At 64.3% G+C, this 25,429-nt stretch carries 24 protein-coding genes and 3 tRNA genes; 10 read left to right on the forward strand and 17 right to left on the reverse strand.

Going from position 1 to position 25,429, the window contains the following annotated elements:
* Window positions 1-5: 5 nt before the first annotated feature.
* Entirely contained in the window at window positions 6-1,628 is a 1,623-nt protein-coding gene (locus WCE59_RS13270; RefSeq protein ID WP_343259252.1) for an FMN-binding glutamate synthase family protein, read from the reverse strand.
* An 89-nt stretch (window positions 1,629-1,717) separates the two neighbouring features.
* Between WCE59_RS13270 and WCE59_RS13275 the strand changes: the two genes are divergently transcribed.
* The 3 genes from WCE59_RS13275 to WCE59_RS13285 all read left to right on the forward strand — a co-directional run bounded on the left by WCE59_RS13275 (window position 1,718) and on the right by WCE59_RS13285 (window position 3,944).
* Window positions 1,718-3,346 (forward strand): Na/Pi cotransporter family protein, encoded by a 1,629-nt coding sequence (locus tag WCE59_RS13275; RefSeq protein WP_343259253.1) that lies wholly within the window; start codon window positions 1,718-1,720, stop codon window positions 3,344-3,346.
* Between the two features lie 229 nt (window positions 3,347-3,575).
* Window positions 3,576-3,788: a hypothetical protein gene (locus tag WCE59_RS13280; protein WP_343259254.1), complete on the forward strand. Its 213-nt coding sequence runs from the start codon at window positions 3,576-3,578 to the stop codon at window positions 3,786-3,788.
* A gap of 69 nt (window positions 3,789-3,857) precedes the next feature.
* Window positions 3,858-3,944: transfer RNA gene (locus WCE59_RS13285), tRNA-Leu, on the forward strand.
* Window positions 3,945-4,033: 89 nt separating this feature from the next.
* Here the strand turns inward: WCE59_RS13285 and WCE59_RS13290 are convergent.
* The 13 genes from WCE59_RS13290 to WCE59_RS13350 form a co-directional block, all read right to left on the reverse strand.
* Window positions 4,034-4,107: transfer RNA gene (locus WCE59_RS13290), tRNA-Cys, on the reverse strand.
* Window positions 4,108-4,202: 95 nt separating this feature from the next.
* Window positions 4,203-4,278 (reverse strand) — tRNA-Gly (locus WCE59_RS13295).
* 36 nt (window positions 4,279-4,314) lie between these two features.
* Complete coding sequence (gene pgsA, locus WCE59_RS13300; protein ID WP_343259255.1) at window positions 4,315-4,914, reverse strand: CDP-diacylglycerol--glycerol-3-phosphate 3-phosphatidyltransferase; 600 nt, start codon at window positions 4,912-4,914, stop codon at window positions 4,315-4,317.
* Window positions 4,915-4,969: 55 nt separating this feature from the next.
* Window positions 4,970-6,811 carry an excinuclease ABC subunit UvrC gene (uvrC, locus tag WCE59_RS13305; protein ID WP_449284174.1) on the reverse strand — a complete coding sequence of 614 codons (1,842 nt, stop codon included), beginning with the start codon at window positions 6,809-6,811 and terminating at the stop codon, window positions 4,970-4,972.
* Window positions 6,812-6,828: 17 nt separating this feature from the next.
* A complete protein-coding gene (locus WCE59_RS13310) occupies window positions 6,829-8,253 on the reverse strand; it encodes a thioredoxin-like domain-containing protein (protein ID WP_343259257.1) in 1,425 nt (474 codons plus the stop codon).
* A 30-nt stretch (window positions 8,254-8,283) separates the two neighbouring features.
* On the reverse strand, window positions 8,284-8,775 hold the full coding sequence (locus WCE59_RS13315; protein ID WP_343259258.1) for a low molecular weight protein-tyrosine-phosphatase: 492 nt from the start codon (window positions 8,773-8,775) through the stop codon (window positions 8,284-8,286).
* Entirely contained in the window at window positions 8,772-9,545 is a 774-nt protein-coding gene (kdsB, locus tag WCE59_RS13320; RefSeq protein WP_343259259.1) for a 3-deoxy-manno-octulosonate cytidylyltransferase, read from the reverse strand. The genes WCE59_RS13315 and kdsB overlap by 4 nt, the downstream gene beginning before the upstream one ends.
* Window positions 9,542-10,537, reverse strand: a complete 996-nt coding sequence (gene lpxK, locus WCE59_RS13325; RefSeq protein ID WP_343259260.1) for a tetraacyldisaccharide 4'-kinase — start codon at window positions 10,535-10,537, stop codon at window positions 9,542-9,544. The genes kdsB and lpxK overlap by 4 nt, the downstream gene beginning before the upstream one ends.
* Window positions 10,527-12,281 (reverse strand): lipid A export permease/ATP-binding protein MsbA, encoded by a 1,755-nt coding sequence (gene msbA / locus WCE59_RS13330; RefSeq protein WP_449284175.1) that lies wholly within the window; start codon window positions 12,279-12,281, stop codon window positions 10,527-10,529. Before msbA ends, lpxK begins: the two co-directional genes overlap by 11 nt.
* Window positions 12,282-12,304: 23 nt before the next feature.
* A complete protein-coding gene (locus tag WCE59_RS13335) occupies window positions 12,305-12,733 on the reverse strand; it encodes an ExbD/TolR family protein (protein ID WP_343259262.1) in 429 nt (142 codons plus the stop codon).
* 6 nt (window positions 12,734-12,739) lie between these two features.
* Complete coding sequence (locus tag WCE59_RS13340) at window positions 12,740-13,417, reverse strand: MotA/TolQ/ExbB proton channel family protein (RefSeq protein ID WP_343259263.1); 678 nt, start codon at window positions 13,415-13,417, stop codon at window positions 12,740-12,742.
* A 102-nt stretch (window positions 13,418-13,519) separates the two neighbouring features.
* Window positions 13,520-15,883 (reverse strand): DNA internalization-related competence protein ComEC/Rec2, encoded by a 2,364-nt coding sequence (locus WCE59_RS13345; protein WP_343259264.1) that lies wholly within the window; start codon window positions 15,881-15,883, stop codon window positions 13,520-13,522.
* A 5-nt stretch (window positions 15,884-15,888) separates the two neighbouring features.
* A complete protein-coding gene (locus WCE59_RS13350; RefSeq protein ID WP_343259265.1) occupies window positions 15,889-16,821 on the reverse strand; it encodes an integron integrase in 933 nt (310 codons plus the stop codon).
* An 835-nt stretch (window positions 16,822-17,656) separates the two neighbouring features.
* Between WCE59_RS13350 and WCE59_RS13355 the strand changes: the two genes are divergently transcribed.
* A complete protein-coding gene (locus WCE59_RS13355; RefSeq protein ID WP_343259266.1) occupies window positions 17,657-18,055 on the forward strand; it encodes a hypothetical protein in 399 nt (132 codons plus the stop codon).
* Window positions 18,056-18,081: 26 nt separating this feature from the next.
* On the opposite strand, the gene WCE59_RS13360 is transcribed toward WCE59_RS13355, so the two are convergent.
* Window positions 18,082-18,315: a hypothetical protein gene (locus WCE59_RS13360; protein WP_343259267.1), complete on the reverse strand. Its 234-nt coding sequence runs from the start codon at window positions 18,313-18,315 to the stop codon at window positions 18,082-18,084.
* Window positions 18,316-19,133: 818 nt separating this feature from the next.
* On the opposite strand from WCE59_RS13360, the gene WCE59_RS13365 reads away from it, so the two are divergent.
* Window positions 19,134-19,451, forward strand: coding sequence for a hypothetical protein (locus tag WCE59_RS13365; protein WP_182825512.1), 318 nt, complete (start codon window positions 19,134-19,136; stop codon window positions 19,449-19,451).
* Window positions 19,452-20,139: 688 nt separating this feature from the next.
* On the opposite strand, the gene WCE59_RS13370 is transcribed toward WCE59_RS13365, so the two are convergent.
* Window positions 20,140-20,961 (reverse strand): IS3 family transposase, encoded by an 822-nt coding sequence (locus WCE59_RS13370; protein ID WP_343259268.1) that lies wholly within the window; start codon window positions 20,959-20,961, stop codon window positions 20,140-20,142.
* Window positions 20,958-21,272 (reverse strand): DUF1153 domain-containing protein, encoded by a 315-nt coding sequence (locus WCE59_RS13375; RefSeq protein ID WP_343259269.1) that lies wholly within the window; start codon window positions 21,270-21,272, stop codon window positions 20,958-20,960. Before WCE59_RS13375 ends, WCE59_RS13370 begins: the two co-directional genes overlap by 4 nt.
* A gap of 486 nt (window positions 21,273-21,758) precedes the next feature.
* On the opposite strand from WCE59_RS13375, the gene WCE59_RS13805 reads away from it, so the two are divergent.
* The 5 genes from WCE59_RS13805 (at window position 21,759) to WCE59_RS13390 (ending at window position 24,804) form a co-directional block, all read left to right on the forward strand.
* Window positions 21,759-22,112 (forward strand): HIRAN domain-containing protein, encoded by a 354-nt coding sequence (locus WCE59_RS13805; protein WP_449284173.1) that lies wholly within the window; start codon window positions 21,759-21,761, stop codon window positions 22,110-22,112.
* Between the two features lie 131 nt (window positions 22,113-22,243).
* A complete protein-coding gene (locus WCE59_RS13380) occupies window positions 22,244-23,398 on the forward strand; it encodes a Shedu immune nuclease family protein (RefSeq protein ID WP_343259270.1) in 1,155 nt (384 codons plus the stop codon).
* Between the two features lie 89 nt (window positions 23,399-23,487).
* On the forward strand, window positions 23,488-23,814 hold the full coding sequence (gene yecR / locus WCE59_RS13810) for a YecR family lipoprotein (RefSeq protein ID WP_422894201.1): 327 nt from the start codon (window positions 23,488-23,490) through the stop codon (window positions 23,812-23,814).
* Window positions 23,815-23,893: 79 nt separating this feature from the next.
* Window positions 23,894-24,340, forward strand: a complete 447-nt coding sequence (locus tag WCE59_RS13385) for a hypothetical protein (RefSeq protein ID WP_343259271.1) — start codon at window positions 23,894-23,896, stop codon at window positions 24,338-24,340.
* 110 nt (window positions 24,341-24,450) lie between these two features.
* Entirely contained in the window at window positions 24,451-24,804 is a 354-nt protein-coding gene (locus WCE59_RS13390; protein ID WP_343259272.1) for a nuclear transport factor 2 family protein, read from the forward strand.
* Window positions 24,805-25,429 lie beyond the last annotated feature (625 nt).

Raw genomic sequence — 25,429 nt, forward strand, 5'->3', positions numbered from 1 at the left:
CACTGTCAGCGGGATTTGGTTTCGCGCAGGCGCCGCATGCGCTCGGGCGGCTGGAAGGAATCGCTGCGCGCATCCGCCCAGAACGCCTTGAACACTGCGTGCTCCGGCGCGCCGTGGATCAGTTCGCCCGGCTCCAGGAAGCGATACATCGCGCCCAGCGAGCGGACCCTGGTCGGCGACTCGCGCCGCAGGATGTGTTCCGGCCCAAGCTGCTGCGGATGCACCAGACCAGCCGCGCCGATCAGGTCACGCAACGCCACCAGCGTGTTGTCGTGGAACCGCTGCACCCGCAGCGCCTTGTCGGCAACATCCAGGTGTTTCCAGCGCGAAGGATCCTGGGTGGCCACGCCCGTCGGACACAGATCGTTGTGACAGCTCTGGGCCTGGATACAGCCCAGGGCAAACATGAAGCCGCGCCCGGAATTGCACCAGTCCGCGCCCAGCGCAATCGTGCGCGCAAGGTCGAACGCGCTGGTAATGCGGCCCGCAGCGCCGATCTTCACCTGCTCACGCAGGTCCAGTCCCACCAGCGTGTTGTGCACCAGCATCAGTGCTTCCTGCAGCGGCACTCCGACGTGATCAATGAACTCTGCCGGCGCCGCACCCGTGCCGCCCTCCGACCCGTCCACCACGATGAAATCCGGCAGCAGGCCGGTCTCGTGCATGGCCTTGGCGATGCCGAACCATTCCCACGGGTGACCGATCGCCAGCTTGAACCCCACCGGCTTTCCGCCTGACAGCTCACGCAGCCGGGCAACGAACTGCAGCAGCTCCACCGGCGTCGAGAACGCCGAATGGCGCGCAGGCGACTCGCAGTCGATGCCGACCGGAATGCCGCGCGCCGCAGCGATCTCGGGCGTGACCTTTGCTCCCGGCAGCAGTCCACCCATGCCCGGCTTCGCGCCCTGTGAGAGCTTGAGTTCGATCATCTTCACCTGCGGATCGCAGGCATTGGCGATGAAGCGTTCCTCGTTGAAGCTGCCGAATTCGTCGCGGCAACCGAAGTACCCCGATCCGATTTCCCACACCAGGTCGCCGCCGTGCTCGCGGTGATAGCGCGAGATCGATCCCTCGCCGGTGTCGTGATAGAAGCCCCCGGTCCGCGCGCCCGCATTGAGGGCCAGGATGGCGTTGGCCGACAGCGAGCCGAAGCTCATCGCCGAAATATTGAACACGCTGGCCGAGTACGGCTGCTTGCTGTCAGCGCCGATCACAATGCGGAAATCGTGCGACTCGATCTCCACTGACGCCAGCGAATGGTTGATCCATTCGAAGTCCGATGCATATACATCGTGCTGGGTCCCGAACGGACGCACGTCGCTCACCGACTTCGCCCGCTGGTAAACCAGCGCCCGCTGTTGGCGCGAAAACGGCACTTCGGCGGTGTCGTCTTCAATCAGGTACTGACGCATCTCCGGGCCGATCGATTCCAGTCCGTAGCGGAAATGGGCCAACAGCGGATAGTTGCGCCTCAGGGTGCTGCGCCGCTGGGTCAGGTCCGCCAGCCCGACCACGGCCAGCGCGCCGAACCCGGCCACGCCCCACCACCACTGCGGCCAGGTCAGGGCCAGCACCGCCGATAACAGCGCCAACGCAATGCTTGCCCACCACGCGAAATAGCGGCTCATCAATGTCCCACACAGCGGATACGCCCCAAGTCTAACGCGGCATCCGTGGACGGAGTTTTGTCGTCGCCAGCTGCGATAATGGCAAGGCTATGGGCAACGGACTGTTCAACCTGATCGGCGGCATCGGCCTGTTCCTGCTGGGCATGCGCCTGATGACCGACGGGCTCACCGTATCGGCCGGCGGCGGCCTGCGCACCATTCTCTCGGGCGCAACCCGCAGCCGCGGGCGGGCGCTGTTCTCGGGCCTGATGATCACCACCGCAGTGCAGTCCTCCAGCGCGGTCATCTTCGCCACCATCGGCTTCGTCAACGCCGGGCTACTCAGCCTGGGCCAGGCGATTGGCCTGGTGTACGGCGCCAACCTCGGCACCACCCTGACCTCATGGCTGGTGGCGCTGGCCGGCTTCAACCTCAACCTGCGGGTCCTTGCCCTGCCGGCCATCGGCGTGGGCGCGATCGCATGGGCACTGTCGCGCAACTCGCGCTGGGGGGCACTGGGCCAGGCTGCGGCCGGATTCGGGCTGTTCTTTCTGGGTATCGACGTATTGCGCGAAGCTTTCGCCGGAATCGGTCCCGGATTCGCCCTGCACGAGCAGGTGCAGGACGGGCTGTTGAGCATGGCAACGTTTGTGCTGTCGGGGATGGTGATCACGCTGCTGACCCAGTCTTCCAGCGCCACCCTGGCGATCACCCTCACCGCGGCCGCCGGCGGGATGATGCCGATTGAAGCTGCCGCCGCCATGATCGTTGGTGCCAACGTGGGCACCACCTCCACCGCAATGCTGGCCGCCATCGGTGCCACCTCGCCTGCCAAGCGCGTGGCTGCCGCGCATGTCACCTTCAATGTGGTCACCGCCACAGTCGCCCTTTCCCTGCTGCCGGCCCTGCTTTGGGTGGCCCAGGCAATCGTCGGGCTGCTGGTGCACCAACCACACATCGCCTTGGCCCTGGCCGTGTTCCACACATTGACCAAACTGATTGGCGTCGGCGTGATGTGGCCGCTTACTCCCCGCTTCGTCACCCTTCTCGAACGCCGCTTCCGCAGCGCCGGGGAAGACCAGGCGCGAACCCGTCATCTGGATACCAACCTGCTGGTGACCCCCGCGCTGGCAATGGATGCACTGGGGATGGAGCTGCGGCGCATGGAGGCTCTGGCACTTGGATATTGCCGCTCGGCGCTGGAAGCACCGCGCGGGCGCGGGTCACAGCTGGAAGCCGGCAGGCGGGTGATCGAATCGCTGCAGACCGAGGTGGGGGAATACGCCGCGCGCATCCACGGCCAGCTCCACGACCCGGTGTTTGAGGCCCGCTTGCCGAGCGCATTGCGGGTATCCCAGTACCACATGAACCTGGCCGATCTGGCGCCGGAGCTGGCCCGGCTGCGCCCACACGCCCACCTGGAGGCGGATGAGGCGGCAGCCAGTCTGGATCGACTGCGCGAAACCGCCGCGCGCCTGCTGCAGGAGATCGGAGCCCCGTCTGCGGGATTGCAGCAGCGACCACCCGCCCCCCTGGCGGCTGAGTTCGAGGAGGTCTACCAGGACTTCAAGGCCGCGGTGCTGCGAGCCGGCTCCAGCGGCGATATCGCACCGCGACGCATGGTAGCGGTGCTGGAATACGGCAGCGTGCTGCGCCGCATTTGTGGACAGGGCGCGAAAGCCGCCCACCATCTGGACTTCTTCCTGGCAGAAAAGCCCAGCGCCGAAGTGCCGGACTGACCTGCAGTCGCATCCGTCCATCCGGACGGAGGACGGGTCAGACTTTTCCTACCCCGTGTCGGGAACCCCGCCGACTGTCTTACGGCTGCAGAAGGGCCACTCTGGCTGTGCCCCGGCAGCACGGTCATGCACTAGGCAACGGATGCCGCTCTGCAAAGGATTCTGGCCGCGACCATGAGCAAGTCGTCAGCTGGGCCGGGGCGCCCTCCTCACCGCATGGAGCCCGCCCGTGAATACGGCCACTCTGCAATTGGTCAAATCATATGGTGGCTGGCAGCTTCTGGACGCCGGCAGTCCTGTTTTCTGGTTTCCCGAACGGGCCAAGGGCCTGGAGATCGCCAAGATCATGGCCGATGCCAGGAGCCTGTACCACGGCCTGCCCGCCAGCGTTGAAGCGGAAGACGACGAAGGCAAGTTCGAAATCGTCGCCACTTTCGGCTGATTTGACCGGCCCGCTCAGGGTTTCGGGCTTTCCTCACGGGTCGCACTCAGGCACGCTAGTACGTTGCCGGCCCGGATGGCGAAACTGGTATACGCAAGGGACTTAAAATCCCTCGGTGGCGACACCATGCGGGTTCGACCCCCGCTCCGGGCACCAGCCAATACAGAACGCGCGATCCGAAGAACGCACGATCCAATCGCAGCACGCAAAAAGGCCCGCCAAAGCGGGCCTTCTGCTTTTCAATATGGAGGCCTGGGTCGGAATCGAACCGGCGTACGCGGATTTGCAGTCCGCTGCATGACCACTCTGCCACCAGGCCGGTGACACTGCGCCATGAGGCTGGCGCAGCTTGGCGCCAATTTCAAGCGCCTGACGCAACGAAACCCCGCGTACGGGGTTTCGAGGGATCAAATCTGGAGCGGGAAACGAGACTCGAACTCGCGACCTCAACCTTGGCAAGGTTGCGCTCTACCAACTGAGCTATTCCCGCGTTGAGCCGTTTATTTTACGGGTTCAGAAAAGTATGTCAACCATTTCCATCCGGTCCGCGCAGCACCGGCCACGCCGCACGCAGGTACATCAAACCGGACCACAGGGTCAGCACCGCGGCGCCCGCCAGCATCCAGTCGCCAGCAACGAACACCACGTCGTTCCACCACGGCTTGAGCGCCTCGGGGCGGCTCTGCGGGGTGACCGCATACAGCAGGCACAGGATGGCCACCATCTGCACCACGGTCTTGATCTTGCCGATCATCGCCACCCGCACGGTAGCGCGCTGGCCCAGTTCGGCCATCCACTCGCGCAGTGCCGAAACCGCAATCTCGCGGCCGACGATCACCGCCGCCCAGAAGGCCATCCACGGAGTGGGATGCGCCTGCACGATCAGGAACAGCGCCACCGCCACCATCAGCTTGTCGGCCACTGGATCGAGGAATGCCCCGAAGGCGGAAAACTGGTTGTAGCGACGCGCTATCCAGCCGTCCAGCCAATCGGTGATCGCCGCGACGGCAAAGATCGCCGCGGCAGCCAGGTTGGTCCAGCTGAAGGGCAGATAGAAGACCAGCACCAGCAGCGGGATCATCAGCATCCGCAGCAGGGTCAGCCAGGTGGGGATAGTCAGTTTCATTTGCACGCCGCCATTCTACGGGGTGGGCAGTGGAGTTGCTGCGACGAAGTGCGGATCAGGATCCATCAGGCGAGTCGATCCCGTGCAGGCTGGCATGGATGCGCTTGGCCAGGGCTTTGCTGATCCCTTCCACTTGGGCGATCTCCTCCACGCCCGCGGCGCGCAGACCAATCAGTCCACCGAAGTGGCGCAGCAGATTCCCGCGCCGCCGTGGACCGATGCCGGGGATGTCCTCCAGCCGACTGACGCTGCGCGCCTTCTGGCGACGGCCACGATGGCCGGTGATGGCAAACCGGTGCGCTTCGTCGCGGACCTGCTGGATGAGCTGCAGGCCGGGCGCGGCGGGGCCCGGCTGCAACTCGCGCCCGTCCGGCAGCAGCAGCGTTTCGTGGCCCGCGCGCCGTTCCACGCCCTTGGCCACGCCTACTACGATCACGTCGGCCACACCCAGCTCGGCCAGCACGTCATTCGCCTGGCGGACCTGGCCCGCGCCGCCGTCGATCAGCAGCACATCGGGCACTACCCCGCCCGCTTCGGCGGCGCGGCGGAAGCGGCGCATCAGGGCCTGGCCCATGGCCGCGTAGTCGTCGCCCGGAATCACTCCGGTGATGTTGTAGCGGCGGTATTGTCCACGCACCGGCCCTTCGCCATCGAACACAACGCACGAGGCCACCGTAGCCTCGCCCATGGTGTGGCTGATATCGAAGCATTCGATCCGCTGCGGGGGCTGATCCATGCCCAGCAGCTCCCGCAGCCCTTCCAGCCGCGCCTGCTGGGCGGACTGGCTGTCCACCCGCACGGCCAGCGACAGCTCGGCGTTGCGCCGGGCCAGATCCAGATAGCCTGCGCGGTCGCCGCGGACACTGGAGCGGATACGCACCCGGCGCCCGGCGGATTCCGAGAACGCCTGCTCCAGCAGCTCGCTGTCTTCGATCGGGCGATCCAGCACGATCTCGGGCGGCGGTGGCTGTGCGGCGTAGTACTGCGACACGAACGCGGACAGCACTTCGGCCGGATCCTCGCTGCCGCGGGTCTGCGGGTAGAACGCGCGCGTGCCCAGGTTGCGCCCGTCCCGGAACGCCAGCAGCAGCACGCAGGCCTCGCTGCCGCGCATGGCGCAGGCCAGCACATCCAGATCCGCCACGTTTCCGTCCACATACTGGCGCGACTGCAAGCTGCGGATCGCCGCAACCTGGTCGCGCAGGCGGGCGGCCAGTTCGAAGTCCAGATCAACGCTGGCGCGCTCCATCGCCGCGCCCAGCTCATCGGTCAGCTCGTCGCTGCGCCCGTCCAGAAACAGGGTGACCCGGTGCACCGCATCCGCGTACTCGTGCTCCGTCACCAGGCCCACGCAGGGCGCAGTGCAGCGGCCGATCTGGTACTGCAGGCACGGCCTGGAGCGGTTGCGGAATACGCTGTCCTCGCAGCTGCGCAGGCGGAACAGCTTGTGCATCAGGTTCAGCGTGTCGCGCACCGTGCCCGCGTTGGGATAGGGGCCGAAATAGCGGCCCTGCGTGCTGCGAGGGCCGCGATGGAACGCAAGTCGCGGCCATTCGTCACCGGTCAGCAATACGTAGGGATAGCTCTTGTCGTCTCGCAGCATCACGTTGTAACGCGGCTTGAGCGACTTGATCAGCTGGTTCTCGAGCAGCAGCGCTTCGATCTCGGTGCGGGTGACCGTGACCTCCATGCTCGCCACCTGGGCCAGCATCGCCATGATCCGCGCCGACTTGGGCGAGGCGCTGAAATAGCTGGCCACCCGCTTGCGAAGCGATCCGGCCTTGCCCACGTACAGCACCCCGCCCTCCGCGGCGAGCATCCGGTACACCCCGGGCGCGTTGGGCAGGCCAGCTACATAGGCCTTGCCGTCGAAAGCTTCCGGTGATGGTCCGGACACGCTGTCCCTGCCCGGGCTCATTCGCCGAGGGGGATGTGATGCAGATCCCCGGTGGAAGTGTCCAGACGCAGCACGGCGTGTGCATCGGTGTCGGCAATCCAGATCACTCCGGACCCCACCGCCAGCCCGGCCGGGCCGTGCAGCGGACGCGGCAGGGCAAAGGTGGACACCTCGCCGCCGCCAAGGCGCAGGCAGCGCAGAAGATCATTGCCCGAATCCGCGATCCACAGCCGCGGCGAATCGGGATCCAGGGCAATCGCCTGGGGCTGCTGCAACAGGACCTCACTGCGCCGACCGTCCTGGCTGCCGAATTCCCATGCGCTGCGGCCAATCATGGTCTGCACCTGGCCGCTGCGCGCGTTGACGCTGCGCACCGCCGAGCCAGCCGCATCGCACACGTACACCGTCTGCTGCACGGCCGCGAGCGCAGCGGGTTCGGCGAACGCGGCTTCGGCCCCTGCGCCGTCCGTCACCTCCAGCCGACCGGAGCCCGCCAGAGAGCGCAGCGAATGGTCGCCCAGTCCATAAGCCCACACCCGGTTATCGCCGCTGGTGCACACGTAAAGGGAGCCGGCCGCCAGGGCCACGCCGGTGGGCCGGTCCATGACAATGTCACGCGGATTGGCCACGGTGCCGTCGGCCGGCGTCCCGGGGCGGCCCGCGCCGAGCACGGTATCGATATCACCGGTGCGCAGCTGCACCCGGCGCACCGCGTGGTTGCCCGCGTCGGCCACGTACAGCAGGTCGCGCTCCACCGCGATGCCCTGCGGCTGGTTGAACGCGGCCAGCTCCATCGGGCCGTCGATGAAGCCCACGCCGCCGCTGCCGAACTGGCGCAGGATGCGTCCGCTGTGGTCGCACTCCAGCACCCGGTGGTGGGCACTGTCGGCCACGTAGAGATAATTGCCGGCCAGGGCCAGGCCCATGGGAAAGCGCAGCGGCAACGCCGGCTCGCCGCCGCGCCGCAGCTCGATCGGTTCCGGGTTGATCGACTGCGGCACCCGCGCGCGCACCAGATCCGCCACCTGGGCATCCAGCTCGCGCAGCGGGCCATCGCCAACCACCCGGCCACAGACCACGCCGCTGCCGTCGATCAGAACCACCGTCGGCCAGGCCTGCACATCGTAGTGCTGCCACAGGGTCCAGTTGGGATCGTGCCCCAGCGGAAACTCGAAGCCATATCTGCGCAGCCGCTTGGCCACCCGGCGTCCGTCGCGCTCGTGCTCGAAGCGCGGCACGTGCACGGCCACCACGTTGAGCCCCTCACGATGGCGCCCACGCAGCGTCACCAGGTCTTTCAGCCGCTGGATGGACCACGCAGAGCCTGCGTTGACGAATGCCAACGCGCACACCTTCCCGCGCAGCTGCGACATGCGCAGCGGCCCGGCAAGGTTGAGCCATTCAATGGAGTCCGGAAACTCGGGAGCGACCTGTGCATCCATGGGAAACGGGTCGAAACGGGCGACGCCAGATTATGCGTCAATACCGGAGCGAAGGCGTGCAGTGGCCGCTTCGGCTACCGCGTCCACCATCCGCCAGACATGCTCGAAGTCCTCGCGCCCGCCGGTGTATGGATCCGGGATCGCCCCTTCATCCACATCCGTGTGGACGCCGGCCCATCGGGTGAGCAGCTCGATCCGCCCGCTGGCATCGGGCGGCCTGCGAGCCTGCACATCGGCAAGGTTCTGCAGGTCGGCGCAGAGGATCCAGTCAAAGCGCTGGAAATCGTCGTCGTGGAGCTGGCGCGCCCGCTGGCCGGAAATGTCCACGCCATGCCGGGCTGCGGTGGCGATTGCGCGGCTGTCGGGCGGCTTGCCCACGTGCCAGTCACTGGTGCCTGCCGAATCCACGCGCACGTGGCCCAGGCCCGTCTCGTCCAGACGGGCGCGCAGCGCGCCTTCGGCCAGGGGCGACCGGCAGATGTTGCCCAGGCATACAACCAGCAGGCTCTTGGGTCGGGTCATTGCGATTGCTCCACGCGCTTGCGTGCGCGCTCCAGGTCAGCGGGCGTATCCACCCCCGGGGGGAAGGATTCGGGCGTAATGCCAACCGCAATGCGATATCCGGCTTCCAGCACCCGCAGCTGCTCCAGCGCTTCCAGCTTCTCCAGCCGGCCCGGCGCCATTGCAGCAAACGCACGCAGGAATCCGGCGCGATAGGCGTAGATGCCGATGTGGCGCAGCCACGGCCCGCCGGCAGGCAGCCGGCTGCGATCGCTGGCAAAGGCGTCGCGCGCCCACGGCAGCGGCGCGCGGCTGAAGTACATGGCATCCCCATTGGCGGCGCGCACCAGCTTCACGGCGTTCGGATCGAACAGTGCTTCCGCGCTTTCAACCGGGACAGCCAGGGTCGCCATCGGAGCGCCGGACTCCACCAGGATGCCGGCAACGGACCGGATGCCGGCGGCCGGGGCGAAGGGTTCGTCACCCTGCAGGTTCACCACCACCACGTCATCGCTCCATCCGGCGATGTCGGCGCATTCGGCCAGGCGATCGGTGCCGGACTGATGGCTGCTGGCCGTCATGGCGACGCGCGCGCCGCTGCCCTCCAGCACCGCGCCAATGCGCGCATCATCGGCCGCCACCCAGACCTCTCGTGCGCCGGCCGCCAGTGCGCGGCGGGCGACGTGCAGGATCATCGGTTCACCGGCAATCAGCTGAAGGGGCTTTCCCGGCAGGCGCGTGGAAGCGAAGCGCGCGGGAATGGCGACGACGAAATCGGGCGTTGTGGTCATGGTGTTGTGCCCGCCAGCCGGTCGAGAAGGGCGATCCAGAACGCCTCCGGCAGCTCGGCGCTGATGGGGACGCTGTACTGGCGATCGGCGGCGAAGGCGCGGCATTTGACCGCGTCCTTCTCGGTCATCAGCACCGGCAGATCGCTACCGAACTGCAGGTCGGCGGCGGTGTAGCGATGGTGGTCAGGAAACGCATGCGGCACCACGCCGATCCCCTGCCCGCGCAGGGTGGTGAAGAAGCGCTCCGGATCGCCAATGCCGGCCACGGCATGCACCCGGCTGTTGACGAACATGGCCAGCGGCAGCGGGCGCCCGCCCTGCAACGGCTGGACCCGGCTGGTCTGCAGGCGCATCGGCCATTCGCCGAAACCCGGCTCGCCCGTGCCTTCCCTGCCGCCGTTGACCACGCGAAAGTCGGAACTGCCGCTGCGCTCGGCGCGCTCACGCAGCGGGCCGGCGGGAATCAGGCGGCCATTGCCGTAGCGGCGGCGGCCATCGATCACTTCTATCTCGATATCGCGGTGCAGGCGGTAATGCTGCAGGCCGTCATCGCATACCACCACGTTGCAGCCGGCTTCGGCCAGGGCGCGGGCGGCGGCCACGCGGTCGCGGTCCACGCGCACCTTTGCCCCGGTACGAAACGCGATCAGCACGGGCTCGTCACCGCCCAGGCGCGGATCTGTATCCGCTTTGACCCAGCGCGCGGACTTCTGGTCCTCACGACCGTATCCACGGCTGGCCACGCCCGGCGTATAACCCGCGGCGCGCAGGCGCTCCACCAGGGCGATGGCCAGCGGAGTCTTGCCGCTGCCACCGGCGATGAGGTTGCCGACCACGATGACCGGCACGTTGATACCGGCGCTGCGGCGCAGGCGCTTGTCGTAGAGCCAGCGCCGGGTGGAGACGGCGCAGGCGTAGACCTTGGACAGGGCCCGGGCGGCGACCGGGACGCGGGCGCCGTCGAACCACCAGGCAGGGGGCTTACGCGCCATCGCGGAACTGCATGTTGTGCAGGTGGGCGTAGAGGCCTCCCTGGGCGAGCAGCTCGGCGTGGGTGCCCTGCTCCACCAGCCGGCCGTGATCGAGCACCAGCACCTGGTCGGCGTGTTCGATGGTGGACAGCCGATGGGCGATCACCAGGGTGGTCCGGTCCGGCATCAAGCGGTTGAGCGCGTCCTGCACCAGCCGCTCGGACTCGGTATCCAGCGCCGCCGTGGCCTCGTCCAGGATCAGGATCGGGGCGTCGCGCAGGATCGCGCGGGCAATTGCCAAGCGCTGCCGCTGGCCGCCGGACAGCAGCGACCCGTTCTCACCGATCGGCGTATCCATGCCCTGCGGCAGGCGCTCGATGAACTCCAGCGCATTGGCATCGCGCGCCGCCTGCTCCAGCGCCTTCGCATCTGCTTCGGCGGCATAGGCGATGTTCGCGGCCACGGTGTCGTCAAACAGCATCACCCGCTGCCCCACAAGGGCAATCTGGCGACGCAGATCGGCCAGGCGGTAGTCATCCAGCGGCACGCCATCCAGCGTGATCCGGCCGCCGCTGGGCTCATAGAAGCGCGGCACCAAGCGCACCAGGCTGGTCTTGCCGCTGCCCGAGCGACCGACGATGGCGGTCACCGTACCGGGCTTGGCGGTAAAGCTGATCCCCTCAAGGGCCATGCCCGGCGTGTCATCGCCTTCGCGGCTGTAGCGCAGATCGACGTTCCTGAACTCCAGCTCGCCGCGGGCGCGGTTGAGCGTGGCCTTGCCCGTGTCGCGCTCTTCTTCCGTGTCCAGCACCTGGAACAGGCGCTCGGCCGCAGCAACGCCGCGCCCGATGACGCTTTGCACGTTGGTGATCCGGCGCAGCGACGGAATGATCCCCATCATCGCGGTCATCAGCTTCACGAACTCACCAGGATTGAGCTCTCCCACCAGCGCCTCGCGAGTGGCCACCCAAACAATCCCGGCCAGTGCGATCGCAGCCAGGATCTGGACCATCGCCGAAGCGATTGCGCGGGTGGTCTCGACCTTCATGTTCAGGCGCAGGATGCGGTTGGCCAGGCCGGAATAGCGGCTGCGCTCGAACTGCTGGGCGCCGTAGACCTTGACGTCCTGCTGCGCGGCCAGCGACTGCTCGGCCGCCTGGGCCAGGTCGCCCATGCCGGTCTGGATGCCCCCGCTGATGCGCCGGTAGCGCTTGCCCACCACCCACACCAGCACCCCGATCAGCGGCGCGATCACGATCATCGCCAGGGTCACCTTGACGCTGGTGAGGAACATGATCACCAGCAGCAGCAGGATGGTCAGGCCATCGGCCACGATCACCTTGAGTGCGTCCGCGCTGGCCTGGGTGACCTGCTCGGTATCGAAGTTCAGGCGGCTGACCATCACCGGCACGGACTCGCGGTCGAAACTGGCGCTGGGCAGGCGCAGGTACTTGGCCAGCACCAGCTCGCGCAGGTCGCGCACCACGCTGCGGCCGGCGCGGGCCATGCCGTAGTCGGTGGCGAAGGTGGCGATGCCGCGCATCACAAACAGCCCGACGATTGCCAACGGCAACAGGACCGCCATGCGTGGCTGCGGATCCACAAAGCCGTCGTTGACCAGCGGGTCCATCAGCTGCACGAAGGCAGCGCCAGCGATGGCCTCGATGATCATGCCGACCAGCGCCACCAGCAGCAGCGGCCAGTAGCGCCAGGCGTAACCCAGCAGGCGCTTGTAGATCGGCCAGGCCGCCTGCTGCTCTTCCACCGCCTGTTCTTTCGCCTGCGCGCTCACGGCGCCACCGCCTGGTCGGGCGCGGTGGCGATCGACACCTGGCGAAAGCCGAGCTGGCCCAGTGCTTCCATCGCCGTCACCACAGCCTGGTGCGGAGTGCGGGCATCGGCCCGCAGCAGCACCGGACGCTGGCGATCGTCACCGGCGACTTCGATGATGGTGCGCTTGAGCGATTCCACATCGGTGCGCAGCGCCTCGTGTTCATCAATAAAGTAACGGCCCTCGGCGTTGACCAGCACGCTCAGCGCCTGGCTGGGCGCTTCGGTCTGGTCGCTGCTGGCGCTGGGCAGCTGCAGCTTGAGCACCGAGCTGGTATCGAAAGTGGTGGTGACCACGAAGAAAATGATCAGCACCAGGATCACGTCGATCAGCGGCACGAGGTTGATCTCGGGCTCGGACTCGGCACGGCGGTCGCGGATGCGCACGGTGGATCAGCTCCGTGCGGGAAGCGGGTTGGCGGGCGACGCCGCTTCAGCAGCCGTGGCGGCGGCGGCGCCGACCCGGCGTGAGCGCGGATCCATGACATCGAGCAGCAGGATGGCTTCTTTTTCCATCTGCACGATGTAGGTATCGATGCGGCTGCGGAACCAGCGGTGGAACATCAGCGCCGGGATTGCCACCACCATGCCCATGGCCGCGCACACCAGCGCCTTGCCGATGCCGCCGGCCAGCTGGCTGACATCGCCCACGCCGTATTCCATTGCCCCCAGGAACATCTGGATCATGCCCACCACAGTGCCGAACAGCCCCAGCAGCGGACCGGTGGAGGCAATCGTGGCCAGCCCGTCCAGATAACGCTCCATGCGATGCACCAGGTGCCGGCCGGTGTCCTCGATCCGCTCGCGGATCTCCTCGCGCGGGCGGTTGCGTACATCCAGCGCCGCTGCCAGCAGTTCGCCCAGCGGAGAATTGTTGCGCAGGGAATCGATATGGGCCGGATCCAGCCGCCCGCGCCCGGCCCAGCTGCGTACTTCCGCACCCAGCCCGGCCGGCATCACCGCCTGCCGCCGCAGCGCCCACAGGCGCTCGACCACGATCGCCAACCCCACCGCCGACAGCATCAGCAGCGGAATCATCGGCCAGCCGCCAGCCTTGACCAGTTCCAGCACGTCTATCCCCAGGGCCCCGCGGGCCTGATAAAACCGGCGAATAGGATAGCGTAGGGCGGCGGCCAGGCCGTTATCCGGCCGGGTAGGCTGGCCGCCGGCGGATTACCCCTCTTCCTCCGTGGCCGATGCTGCTGCCAAACGGTGATCCGCATCCCACAACCGGCGATGGACCAGCCGCCGCTGCTCTGCAGTCACGCCGCCTTCCGTCAGACGCAGGCGCAGGGCGCCCCCAGTGGCCGTGGACAGCACCTGGGCGCCGGCCTGCTGCCAGCGCTGCACCGCACCGCCGTCCGGATGCCCAAAGCGGTTGCCGTAGCCCGCCGATACCAGCGCATGGCTGGCGCCGGTGGCGGCAATAAACATGGGATCGGACGAGCCGCGGCTGCCGTGGTGGCCCATCAACACCAGATCAGCGCGGACGGATCCGGGATCGCGCCGGGTCATTTCGCGCTCGACTACGTGGCCGATGTCACCGGTCAGCAGCGCCACGCCGTGCACGGTTTGCACCCGCAGCACGCAGCTGGCCTCGTTGCCCAGATAGGGGAAATGCATGGTCGGGTGCAGGAAGCTGAAGCGGACGCCGTCGGCTTCCCATACGGTTCCGGCCAGACAGGGCGCGGCCTCCACCGGCGACCCGTGCGGCGCAAACACCGCGCGGGTCGGGAAGCGGCGCATCACCGCGCCCAGGCCGCCGGCATGATCGGCATCGCCGTGACTGACAACGGCTCCGTCCAGCCTGCGCACGCCCAGCGCCAGCAGCGCCGGCACCACCACCCGCTCACCGGCGTCGTAGCCATCGGGGACGGCCGGACCCATGTCATACAGATAGGCGTGATTGGCGGTCCGCAGCAGCACCGACAGGCCCTGCCCCACGTCCAGCACCATCAGCTCGGCCTCGCCATGCAGGGGAAGCTCCCGATCGGGCCACAGCAGCGGCAGCCACAGCAGCGCCGCCAGCGGCTTGCCGGGCACACCGCGCGGCAGGAGCAGCCAGAACGCGCCAATCAGGGCCAGCGGCAGCGCAATCCAGCGGGCCTCGGGCAGCCACCACAGCGAAAACCGGCTGTCCGCCAGCCAGCCGAACAGGGGCCAAGACAGGTCAAAGCACCACGCAGCCAGTCGCCACGCCCAGCCGCCCAGCCCGGCGTGCAGCGCTTCAAGGCCCGTGCCCAGCAGAGACAGCGGCACCACCACCAGGCTCCACCAGGGAATGGCCACCAGGTTGGCCAGCGGCCCGGCCAGCGAAGCCTGGCCGAACAGCACCGCGGTCAAGGGCAGCAGCCCCAATGTGGCCACCCACTGCGCACCCAGGAAGCCCGGGACCAGACGCTGCTCGGCCACCTGCGGCAGGCACCACACCAGCCAGGCCACACCGGCAAAACTCAGCCAGAAGCCGGCCGTGAGCAGCGACAGCGGATCCACCAGCACGATCGCAGCCGCCGCCAGTGCCAACGAATCAGCCACCCGCAGCGAGCGCCGCGACAACCGTGCGACCACCACCACGCCAATCATCAATACCGTGCGCACGGTCGGCAGTTCCCAACCGGCAACCGCCGCGTACACCAGCGACCCCGCGAAAGCCACGATCGCCGCCGCCTGGGGTCGCGGCAACCAGCGGCCCAATCCGGGCAGCAGCTTCCAGATGCCCGCAGCCAGCAGCGCGAAGAACCCTGCCACCAGCCCCACGTGGAAGCCGGAGATCGCAATCAGGTGGGTCAGCCCCGTGGCCCGCAGCGCCTCCCAGTCCGCCTCCGCCAGCCTGCGCGTATCGCCCAGCGCCAGCGCCCGCACATAGCGCGATGATTCGCTGGTCACCGCATTGTCGATCCGCGTGGCCATTGCATCGCGCCAGGCGTCCATTCCGCGCGCATCGCCCAATCGCTCCACCGGGTCTTTGTCACGCACATAGCCGACGGCCGCGATGCGCCGGGACAGCGCCTGCTTTTCACCATCGAACCAGCCCGGATTGCGCAGCCCGCGTGGCGCCCGCACACGCGCCGTGAATCGCCAGCGGCCGCCAGGCTCGATCTCGTCGCGACGCGACACCTCATCGCCCCAGCCGTCGTACCAGGAGAGCCGCAGCGCCCTGCCCTGCAGGAACTTCGGATTTTCCGCGGACCGTTCCACCCGGAACATGAAGCGGGTGCGATCTGCATCGTGCTCGGGCAGTTGCACCACCCGCCCGGTGAGTTGCAGATCGGCGCGCTCGTGCTCCACCGGAAGCTGCAGCGCCAGCGCCCACGTCGCGTGCAGCCCACACCACATGAAGCCGGCCAGCAACGCCGCGGGCACCCGCAACGCCATCCGCCGGCCGAACAGCCACCCCGCCAATCCGGCCACAGCCCCGAGCCACATCCAGCCCGCTGTTGGCAACGCTGGCAGGCGCAGCGCCAGCGTCGCACCTGCCAACAGCGCCGCCACCAGCACCAGCGCGAACGGCGACTGCCTGCGAGGCGAGGACTTCATGCCCATCACAGATCCAGCGGGCTGCGTACCGCCAGTCCACCGCGGTTGAGCACATGGGTGTAGATCTGGGTGGTTGCCAGATCCTTGTGACCAAGCAGCTCCTGGATGGTGCGGATGTCGTAGCCCGACTCCAGAAGGTGGGTAGCAAAAGAATGGCGCAACGTGTGACAGGTAGCCGGCTTGATGATTCCCGCCCGCTGCCGCGCCGCACGCACCGAGCGCTGCAACACGCTGTCGTCCAGGTGGTGACGCCGCGTGACCCCGGTACGGGGATCAGTGGAGAGCCGCGGCGAGGGAAACAGATATTGCCAGCCAAATTCGACGGCAACGTTTGGATATTTCCGCTCCAGCGCAGCGGGCAGCCACACCGCACCAAACCCGGTTGCCAGATCAGCCTCGTGGATAATCCCCACCCGCTCGATCGCGGCCAGCAGCGGTTCACGCACGCTGTCAGGCAACGGCACCCGGCGGTCCTTGCCGCCCTTGCCGCTCCGGACCAGGATCTCCCGCCGCTCGAAATCTACGTCTTTTACCCGCAGCCGCAGGCACTCCATCAACCGCATCCCCGTGCCGTACAGCAGGGCCACCATCAGCCAGGCACGCTCATCCACCGCCGACAGCAGGCGCCGCACTTCCGTCTGCGACAGCACCACCGGCAGCCGTCGCGGCCGCTTGGCCCGAACAACCGAATCCATCCAGGGCAATTCGACCTGCAGCACGTCCCTGTACAGAAACAGCAGCGCCGCCAACGCCTGGTTCTGGGTGGAAGCGGCCACCCGCCCCCGCGTCGCCAGCCCGGTCAGAAACGCCTCGACGTGCCGCCCTTCCAGCTCCCTCGGGTGCCGCTTGCCGTTGGCCAGGATGAAGCGGCGAATCCAGCCCACGTAGGCCTGCTCGGTCCGCAGGCTGTAGTGGCGCACCCTCAGCCGGGCCCGCACCTGATCCAGTAGGCGGGGCTCGCCGGTTGCGGCACTCCCTTCCTGCCCCGTTACACCCTCTTTTCGGCCGCCTAAGCCCATAGCGCTTCCTTGCGCACCGGATAACGCTTTCAGACTAGTGCCAGGGAAAAGCTCAGACAGTCATCCAACCTGTTGAGCAGCGGTAGGATTTTTCCTATTGGACTGCCCCGCCACGCAGGTCATACTTGGGACTACGCTCCATTTCAGGGGGCGAATTGTTGTTAGGCCTCTTGGCTGCGGCTTCTGGCGCATTTCCACAACGAGAAATCCATGTTCCAAGCCCTCCTCCAACTGGCCTATATGGTGAGTGCCGCGTTAGTCCAAGACCTTGGAACAACTGCGGCCGTCCGAACAAACGTGTGTGAGCTGAGAGCCAACTCAAGTGCATTCTCAGGTCAGGTTGTGAGCATCGACGCGACCTACCGAAGCGACAGGCGACACTTCTCCTTGCTCACTGACAAGAGCTGTGGGCCCGTTCGCAACACCATTGAAGTGGGGACCAACAACTCACCTTCAGCGACATCACTTTGGTCACGGTGGGAGCATGAATGCCAGAAGCGCGGAGAGGGGTATTGCGTCGTAGAAGCGGAGGTGCGGGTTACCGGAGCGGTACGCCGCACTGGTGATGGCCTCTTCTTTGACGTCTCTGCTATGGAGCTTCACAGTTCACGTGGCCCGTTAGGGGAGGCCTAACAATGCGTTCAAGCCGAAGCCGCTTCGTTACGCAAATCACATGGCAGGTACAGCTCGCCATGTGCTTCGCTCCACTACGCGTCTCGGCTTAACTTAGGCGTTAGGCCGCAAGGAAGGGATCATGCAAGGACCGATTAAGAGCATCGTCGCGGGCGTTTTGTCAGGTATCGCTACGTATTTTGCATCAATCCAAGCACTGGGCTACACCAACGCATCCGTAATGCCGTCGTGGGTGTCACTGACCATTTGGGAGACCGTTGTCGTGCTGGGGCTTGGAGCGGCGCTTGTCGCGCTAATCGTCCAGATTGCGGCGCTCCTGGTGTTTCGAGCTCGCGCTTCATGGTCAATTGCTGCGTTTCTCGGTGCCGTATTCCTTGCAATGACCGTTTCGGGTCACCTCGCTTACGGCATCAAGACCCTGGTTGCAAACGCTGTGGGCGCAATGTTGGCATCGCTGGCCTATGGCAAGCTGCGGCCTAACAATTCATTCAAGCCGACGCCGCTTCGCGGCGCGGCTTAATTCTGGCGTTAGGGCCCATGACAAGATTACTCATAGCCGCAGCCCTTTTTCTGGTGAACGCTTCCGCCTTGGCCGCCACCGACTGCGACGCTGTCCGCAAGCTTGCTGTGGACGCGGCCGCTTACCGCGGCGAAGGGCTGACCGAAGAGCAGCTCCGCTACCCGTTGCCGCCTCGAGATCATTTCGCAGATGACCCGGAAAACCCCAAGAATGCTCAGCTCCAACTGATGCACCAGATCGTTGATGAGCTTTACCAGCATCAGGATCTAGATGGCGATTTATATGCGACGTTCAAGGCGGAGCAGTGCCGTCTCACTGCGGTAACGTCTGCGATGCCCTCGGACCTCTCTTTGGCAGTCCCGCAGCTCAAGGCTTGCGGCCTCCTAGAAGGGCGCAAGAGACCACAATGCGCAGCCGAGGCCGCTGATCCCGCGGTTTCCCGCACTGGGCCCTAACTATGCGTTCAAGCCGACACCGCTTCGTTACGCAAACCACATGGCAGGAACAGCTTGCCATGTGCTTTGCTCCACTGCGCGGCGCGGCTTAACTTAGGCGTTAGGCCGCTTATGACGTTTCTCGCCACATTGATAGTGATCCTTCTGCAGGTCTCGGGTGGCGCTACCGCTCTAGACAAAGGCTGCCCAGTACTTCCGATGGATTCCCATATGAGATGGGACTATGGGAAAGCTGGAGATATCGGTGTCTGCTATGCAATCGAGATGCCATCTGGTGAGAAGGCATTTGGGATTTACCTTGGCGAAAGTCCCAGGCTGGAGCCGTCGGCTGATAAGGCTCTAGGCCAAGGGATGGTCGGTGGGCACCACGTAACCTGGTACGAACTTTCCGAACACTACTTCTTTCGTGAGCCGCCAAGCTTCTCGCAAGAGACTTTGATTGAGATAGATCACGCAGGTCGATACGCACATGTGTGGGTGACCGCAGCATCATCTGGCCAGTTCGCTCGCCGGCTCTCAGTTCTTGAGAAAATTGAGATTCGGTGACGCAGGCGCGGCCTAACGATTCATTCAAGCCGACGCCGCGTCGCGGCGCGGCTTAATTCTGGTGTTAGGCGGCCATCATGGAATTTCTCGTTCCCGTAGCTCTTGTCGCCGCAGTCCTGGCGGCTCTCATGACCTATCGAAGACTTGTGGCCAACGGAACCACAAGGCAACGGAACGCAGGACTGGTTGAACGGCAGGAAGCAATCCAGTCCGCGATCGACACGCTTGGATCCACTCTCAAGAACAGCAGCATCACGATTCAAGAGGGCGACGACGCTATGCGGATCGCACGCGATGCACTTCAACAACTGGACGCTCAAGGAGACCTTTCAGAACTAATCGCTGACAATGAGCAGTTCTTCAAGGAGTGGCGGGCATCGCGGGTGTCCGCCTAACAATGCGTTCAAGCCGAACCCGCTTCGTTACGCGGCCCAGGCGGCAGATTAAGCTTGCCACCTGGTCCACTCCACTGCGCGGGTCGGCTTAACTTAGGTGTTAGGCGGCAATCATGAAACGTCGTTGCCCACAGTGTAAGGCCGAGACTATATCGGTATACCAGCTTGCACTATTCCGACGCCCCAGGTGCCCGTCGTGCGGCTGGCGCGTCGGCTTCAAGCTAACCTTTGAGTTGGCATTTCATTTCTTTACAAACATGCCAATCGCGCTACTTGCGCTCTTCCTTGTACTCACTCGTGGCGTCACAATCGGGATTGTCTCGGGGTTCGTAGTCCTCTCATCATTGGCATACTTGGCAGCCAAGATTGGGCCATTGGACGTCAGGGGATTGCGGCAGCGCCCCGCCGATCTATAGGGTAGGTGGCGTGTCTGGCTTGGTTAGTTTGCCGCCTAACAGTTCATTCAAGCCGAACCCGCTTCGCGGGTCGGCTTAATTCAGGTGTTAGGCCGCTCACATGGGGCGCGGTGAATTCATGAAATGTCTCAGGACGACGCTGATCGCCGGAATCATTGCTGCCGCGTTCGTGATGTCCAGTGGAGTGGTTTCAGCACTTGCCGGCGAGCCGGTAGCACGCACTACGACCCTTTGTCAGCTTGGGTGTAATGACCCAGCGGTTTCTGCTCAGGTCAGGCCGCTAAAGCATAAGCTTCAGCGGGTGTCTTCATGCCCAGCGCCTGATGCGGGCGCCGGAAGTTGTAGAACTGGATCCAGTCACTGAGCACGCGCATCGCGTGCTGCTGCGTCTCGAAGCGGTGGCGGTGCGCGCATTGCTCCTTCAGGGTGCGGATGAGCCGCTCCACCATCCCGTTCTGCTGCGGGCAGTGCGGGGTGATGAACTCCTGCTTCAGGCCATAGCTGCGCACCAGGCGTGTGTAGTGGCGGCTGGTGAAGACCAGTCCATTGTCCGAACGCAACAGGAAAGGGGCAGGGACCCGCCCCAGCGAGCCGTAGCGAGTGATCAGGGCCTGTTCCAGGGCCGCGGCCGCCGTGCTCGCCTTGCCGCTGCGGGAGAGCTGCCAGCCCAGCAGCTGGCGGGTATGGCAGTCGACCACCAGGGCCAGTGTCAGCCATCCGTCCCGGCCGCCCCAGATGCGGCACAGGTCGGTCGCCCAACGCTCATCGGGTGCGCTCGCCACGGACGGCAAGGCCTGGATCCGCGGGCGCTGGCCGACCGCGCGCTTGCGAACCTGCCAGCCCTTGAGCTGGAAGATCCGCTGCACGGTGTTCTTGTTCATCCCCAACAGTCCGGCCACCGTGCGATATCCGAACGATGGCTCCTCTTCGATCAGCTGCTTGATCAGCTCTGCCAGTTCCGGCCGCACCTTCGGCGGCGCCTTGGTCGGCCGGTAGTACACCGTCCGGCGGGGCACCCCGAACCAGCGGCAGAGCTTGCTGATCGAAACCTCAAAACCGTCGTTCTTCAGTCCCTGCCGGATCGAGCTGATCAACTCTCGTCCTTGCCCAACAGGGACTGCAATTTTTTTCGCGCGCGCAGCTCCAGCATGGCCTCGCCGTAGGCTTCCTGCAGATCCTTGAGCTGGCGCTCGTACTGCTCGCGCACATCCTCCGGCTTGGCCCGCAGGGCGTTCTCCATGCCCGCTTTGCCGTATTCCATCCAATCCTCGATCTCGGATGGCGCCAGATCGAACTGACGGCTCGCCTCCGAAACAGTGGTCTTTCCCTGGATGATCTCCAGCACCAGCGCCGACTTGCGCCGCGCCGTCCAACGCTTGATCTCTTCTTCCATCATCACGCTCATGGGTGTCTCCTTCGCAAAATAACACCTGAGCAGGAAATTACTGGGTCATTACATGGGTCGCTTGCTGATCTGCCTGGCTCTGCTATTTCCTTCCAGGCCGTGGCTTCCACAGACTTACATCACGGCGTCACGCTGTCAGATCCAGCATGCCCAAACTCGGGGCTACGATTGGGCTCTCCATCAGACTCGGCAGACCAAAGCGTGGCCCTTTTCCTGCGCGCACTGACGACTCAGGCGCCCCACCTCACATGGCGCTCCATCAGTGGCATATTTACCGGCACTATAAGCGTTGCCCCATCAGGCGAGCGCCGCTTTGTTCCCATTGGCGTGCAAGACTTCCAGGAGGTAGCTGATGAGCCGTAGTGGCCGCGGCCTAACAAGTCGTTTAAGCCGAAGCCGCTTCGTTACGCAAACCACATGGCAGGTAGAGCTTGCCATGTGCTTCGCTCCACTACGCGTCTCGGCTTAACTCTGGTGTTAGGCATCATGGGCAAGGCAGTCGTAGTTGTAGGCACAGGATTTAACAATGCGGACGGGCGCAGTCGGGCAGATCTGATCCGCAGGTACTGCAAGCCCGGGACTCCTCTCCACTTGGAGAGAGAGCCAAACAATCCGCATGATGCAAACGCAGTTGCAGTGTTGGTGGAGGCACCCCGGATTCTGGGCCTGTTCGGCGGCGGCCGGGTGCAGATCGGCTACCTTCGCGAGGGCACGGCTCGCTCTGTAGCTAAACGTCTCGATGCGGGCAAAGGCGTCACAGGTCGCGTCACTACCATGTATGCGCCACCGGGACGCGAACATCCACGGGTTAGCGCGGAACTCACAAATAATGACGCCTAACAATGCGTTCAAGCCGAAGCCGCTTCGTTCCGCAAAGCACATGGCAGGTACAGCTTGCCATGTGCTTCGCTCCACTACGCGTCTCGGCTTAACTTAGGTGTTAGCTTTCACGGCGAACATTTCGGGGGAACATGGACAATTACCAGAACCCAAAGCCCGGTAAGACGTACATAAGCCCTGCACTGCCGGCCTTCGGCGACAAGACACGTCTGGTGCGCATTGCCTCGAAAGTTCTACCATCTGCCGATGGCTATGACTATGCCAAGGAGCGCGATGAAGTCGTCCTACGAAAGAAGCCGGACGCGGCAACTCACATCACGGCAAAATTCCTAGAAGACACTAGGGGCGTATTCGTTCTCACGGTGCAGAAATTCACGACGGAAACTGGAATGCCATACGGATCCGGCTTCTCATTCGTGGGTGCCGAGATCGGTCGATTCTGCGAATTCCTGGCAAATATTCACTCCGTTGACTTTACCCATGGTGGGTCGATAAACATTTCCGATGCGGAGTTGCGAAGAATTGCGCTTACCTCACATCAAGCCAAGGAGTTGGTCACAGATAACGAAGAGCTTATAGCCGAGGCTTTGCGTAACTCTGTGACCAAGAGCGACGTTGTGGCGCTCGGATATCGCAAGCGCCAACTTGAGGTTTTTGCAAAGCTTCTCGCCGACGACAGCTACTTTGATGATCTAAAGCAGAAAAAGAAATGCAAAGACGAGGCCTTGTGGCAGCAATTCTTCGAGAAGAATCCGTGGATATTTGGCTACGGGCTTAGCTACATCTACTCCTCAGGACTAGATGAGAAGAAGCTTGAGCAGGTCGTTCGCGGCTATCGGATCGGACAACCTGGGAAGCGCGTCGATGCGCTTTTGAGAACGAAGGCGATTGCCTCGACGTTATGCTTCGTCGAAATTAAGACTCACAAGACGAAACTCCTGGGATCGGCTGCGTATCGAGCCGGCTGCTGGCCGCCCTCGGAACAGCTCTCCGGCGCAGTAGCGCAGGTACAAGGCACGGTTTCCTACGCAAGCGAATCCATCTCTGGCAAGCTGCAACTCACCGACAAAGAGGGCTTCCCAACTGCAGAGGAAGCATTCAACTTCTCGCCAAAGTCCTTTGTTGTCGTTGGAAGCCTAGACGAATTTGTAGGAGACCATGGAGTGAGCGAAGCGCAGCTCAGGTCCTTTGAACTCTATCGCCGCAACCTGCATCAACCCGAAGTGATTACGTTTGATGAGCTTTATGAGCGCGCAAGGCATATCGTCAGCGCAAGTGAAAGCTAACAAATCGTTCAAGCCGACGCCGCTTCGCGGCGCGGCTTAACTCTGGCGTTAGGTTTCGTAATCGTGACTTCATCATAAGGGGGAAGGAAATGAGGCTCGTACTGTTATCCGTTGTGTGCGGTGCACTATTGCTCTCTGGCTGCGCTACTCAGAAGGAGTTGCTCGTGACAAGTGCGAGCCGCGCCGATGGCGTGGTCACACTTTCATATGAGAGCAACGAGTTTGAGAGGGCTTCGTACGAGGCGCAAAAGGCTCAGGAAATGGCGGAGCAACGTTGCAAAGTCTGGGGCTACTCTGGCGCTGACTCTTTTGGCTCTGCCAAGACCACGTGCACCTCCCGCAGGGGGTTCGGCAATTGCGGCGCTAGGCGGGTTGACATCCAGTATCAGTGCACTGGCAGTCCCAGCGGCCAATAGCCTGAAACCTAACAAGTCATTCAAGCCGATGCCGCTTCGCGGCACGGCTTAATTCTGGTGTTAGGCCGCTGGGGAGTTCATGGCCAGTCCAACCAACAAGCTTCTGGTACTCGGCGCTGCCCTTAGCGGGCTCGCCGCGCTGATGCATCTTGCGTGTCTGGTAGTAGGCGCTCCGCTCTTTCGGCTCTTGGGCGCCGGAGAGCAGATGGCGCAGCTGTACTTGGCCGGCCACTGGTATCCCACCGCCGTTACCCTGGTCATTGCCGGCGTTCTTGCTGCGTGGAGTGCTTACGCCCTGTCCGGAGCCGGCGTGATTCGCAAGCTGCCGTTGCGCCGTACCGCCCTCTGCGCAATTACCGCCATCTACATTGTCCGGGGCGTCGCGTTCGCGCCGGTCATGGCGTACTTCCCGGGAAACAGCATGACGTTCTGGGTCGTAAGCTCTGCAATCTGCCTGCTGATCGGCATCGTCCACCTTGTGGGGCTTCGGCAGTCTTGGGGCAGGCTGTCGGGCGGGGCGGCCTAACAATGCGTTCAAGCCGAAGCCGCTTCGTTACGCAAACCACATGGCAGGTACAGCTTGCCATGTGCTTTTCTCCACTACGCGCCTCGGCTTAACTTAGGCGTTAGGCGGCAATGGATGATCCCCTCAAGCTGTTGGAAGAGCTGGAGCTAATCCTGCTGAGTCCGTCGGGACGCAATGACAAGACCGTTCTTACCAAGCTCATCTCCGATGAGTTCACCGAGGTCGGCGCTAGCGGGGCAACTTTCGGAAAGCGCGAGGTGCTAGCTGCCTTGCCCATCCAGGCCGGTGTCACGTTCAGAGCGGACGATCTACAGGTCAAGCTGCTCTCCCCCACTGTCGGCTTAGTCACTTACGTTGTAACCAAGCGCTCTGGCGCCCAATCTACAACTTCCAGGCGTTGTTCCATCTGGCAGCTCACCCAGGAGCAGTGGCAATTGGTCTACCACCAAGGCACCGCGACGTAGACGCTCTGTTGCCGCCTAACAGTTCGTTCAAGCCGACCCCGCTTCGCCGCTTCTCTTGAGTTGACGGGTGCTGGTACGCTTCCGGCCATCAAACGTCGCCGCTGCGGGGCGGCTTAACTCAAGGTGTTAGGCGCGTCGATTGCGCCCTGGAGATGACAGATGTGGATGACTCAGAAGCTGATCGGCTTGATTCTCGTCTTGGCGGGACTAGGCGGCGTCGTTGGCGTCGTTTCTCGATTTACACATCCCAATCATCCCGGCATCGTCGATGCCGTCGCTCTAGGTCCTGGAACGCTAGCTATGCAGTTGCTCTTGGGAGTCGGTGTCGCGCTAGCCGGTCTTTGGCTTGTCTTCGTAAAAAGCAACCGTACACGTCGGCTGGCCTCCGGCGAGCGCGCCTAACAATGCGTTCAAGCCGAAGCCGCTTCGTTCCACCAACCACATGGCAGATAGAGCTTGCCATGTGGTTGGCTCCACTGCGCGCCTCGGCTTAACTTGGGTGTTAGGCGCCAATGACACGACAACAGGCCATTGAAGCAATTCGAGCATCAGTCGCTCAGGGCACGGGCACTCCAATCGTCGAGCCTGATAGAGACGCTGCTGTGATCAAACTCGCACAGGAGCT

The sequence above is a fragment of the Luteimonas qiangzhengi genome, assembly GCF_039548515.1.
Classification (GTDB): Bacteria; Pseudomonadota; Gammaproteobacteria; order Xanthomonadales; family Xanthomonadaceae; genus Luteimonas.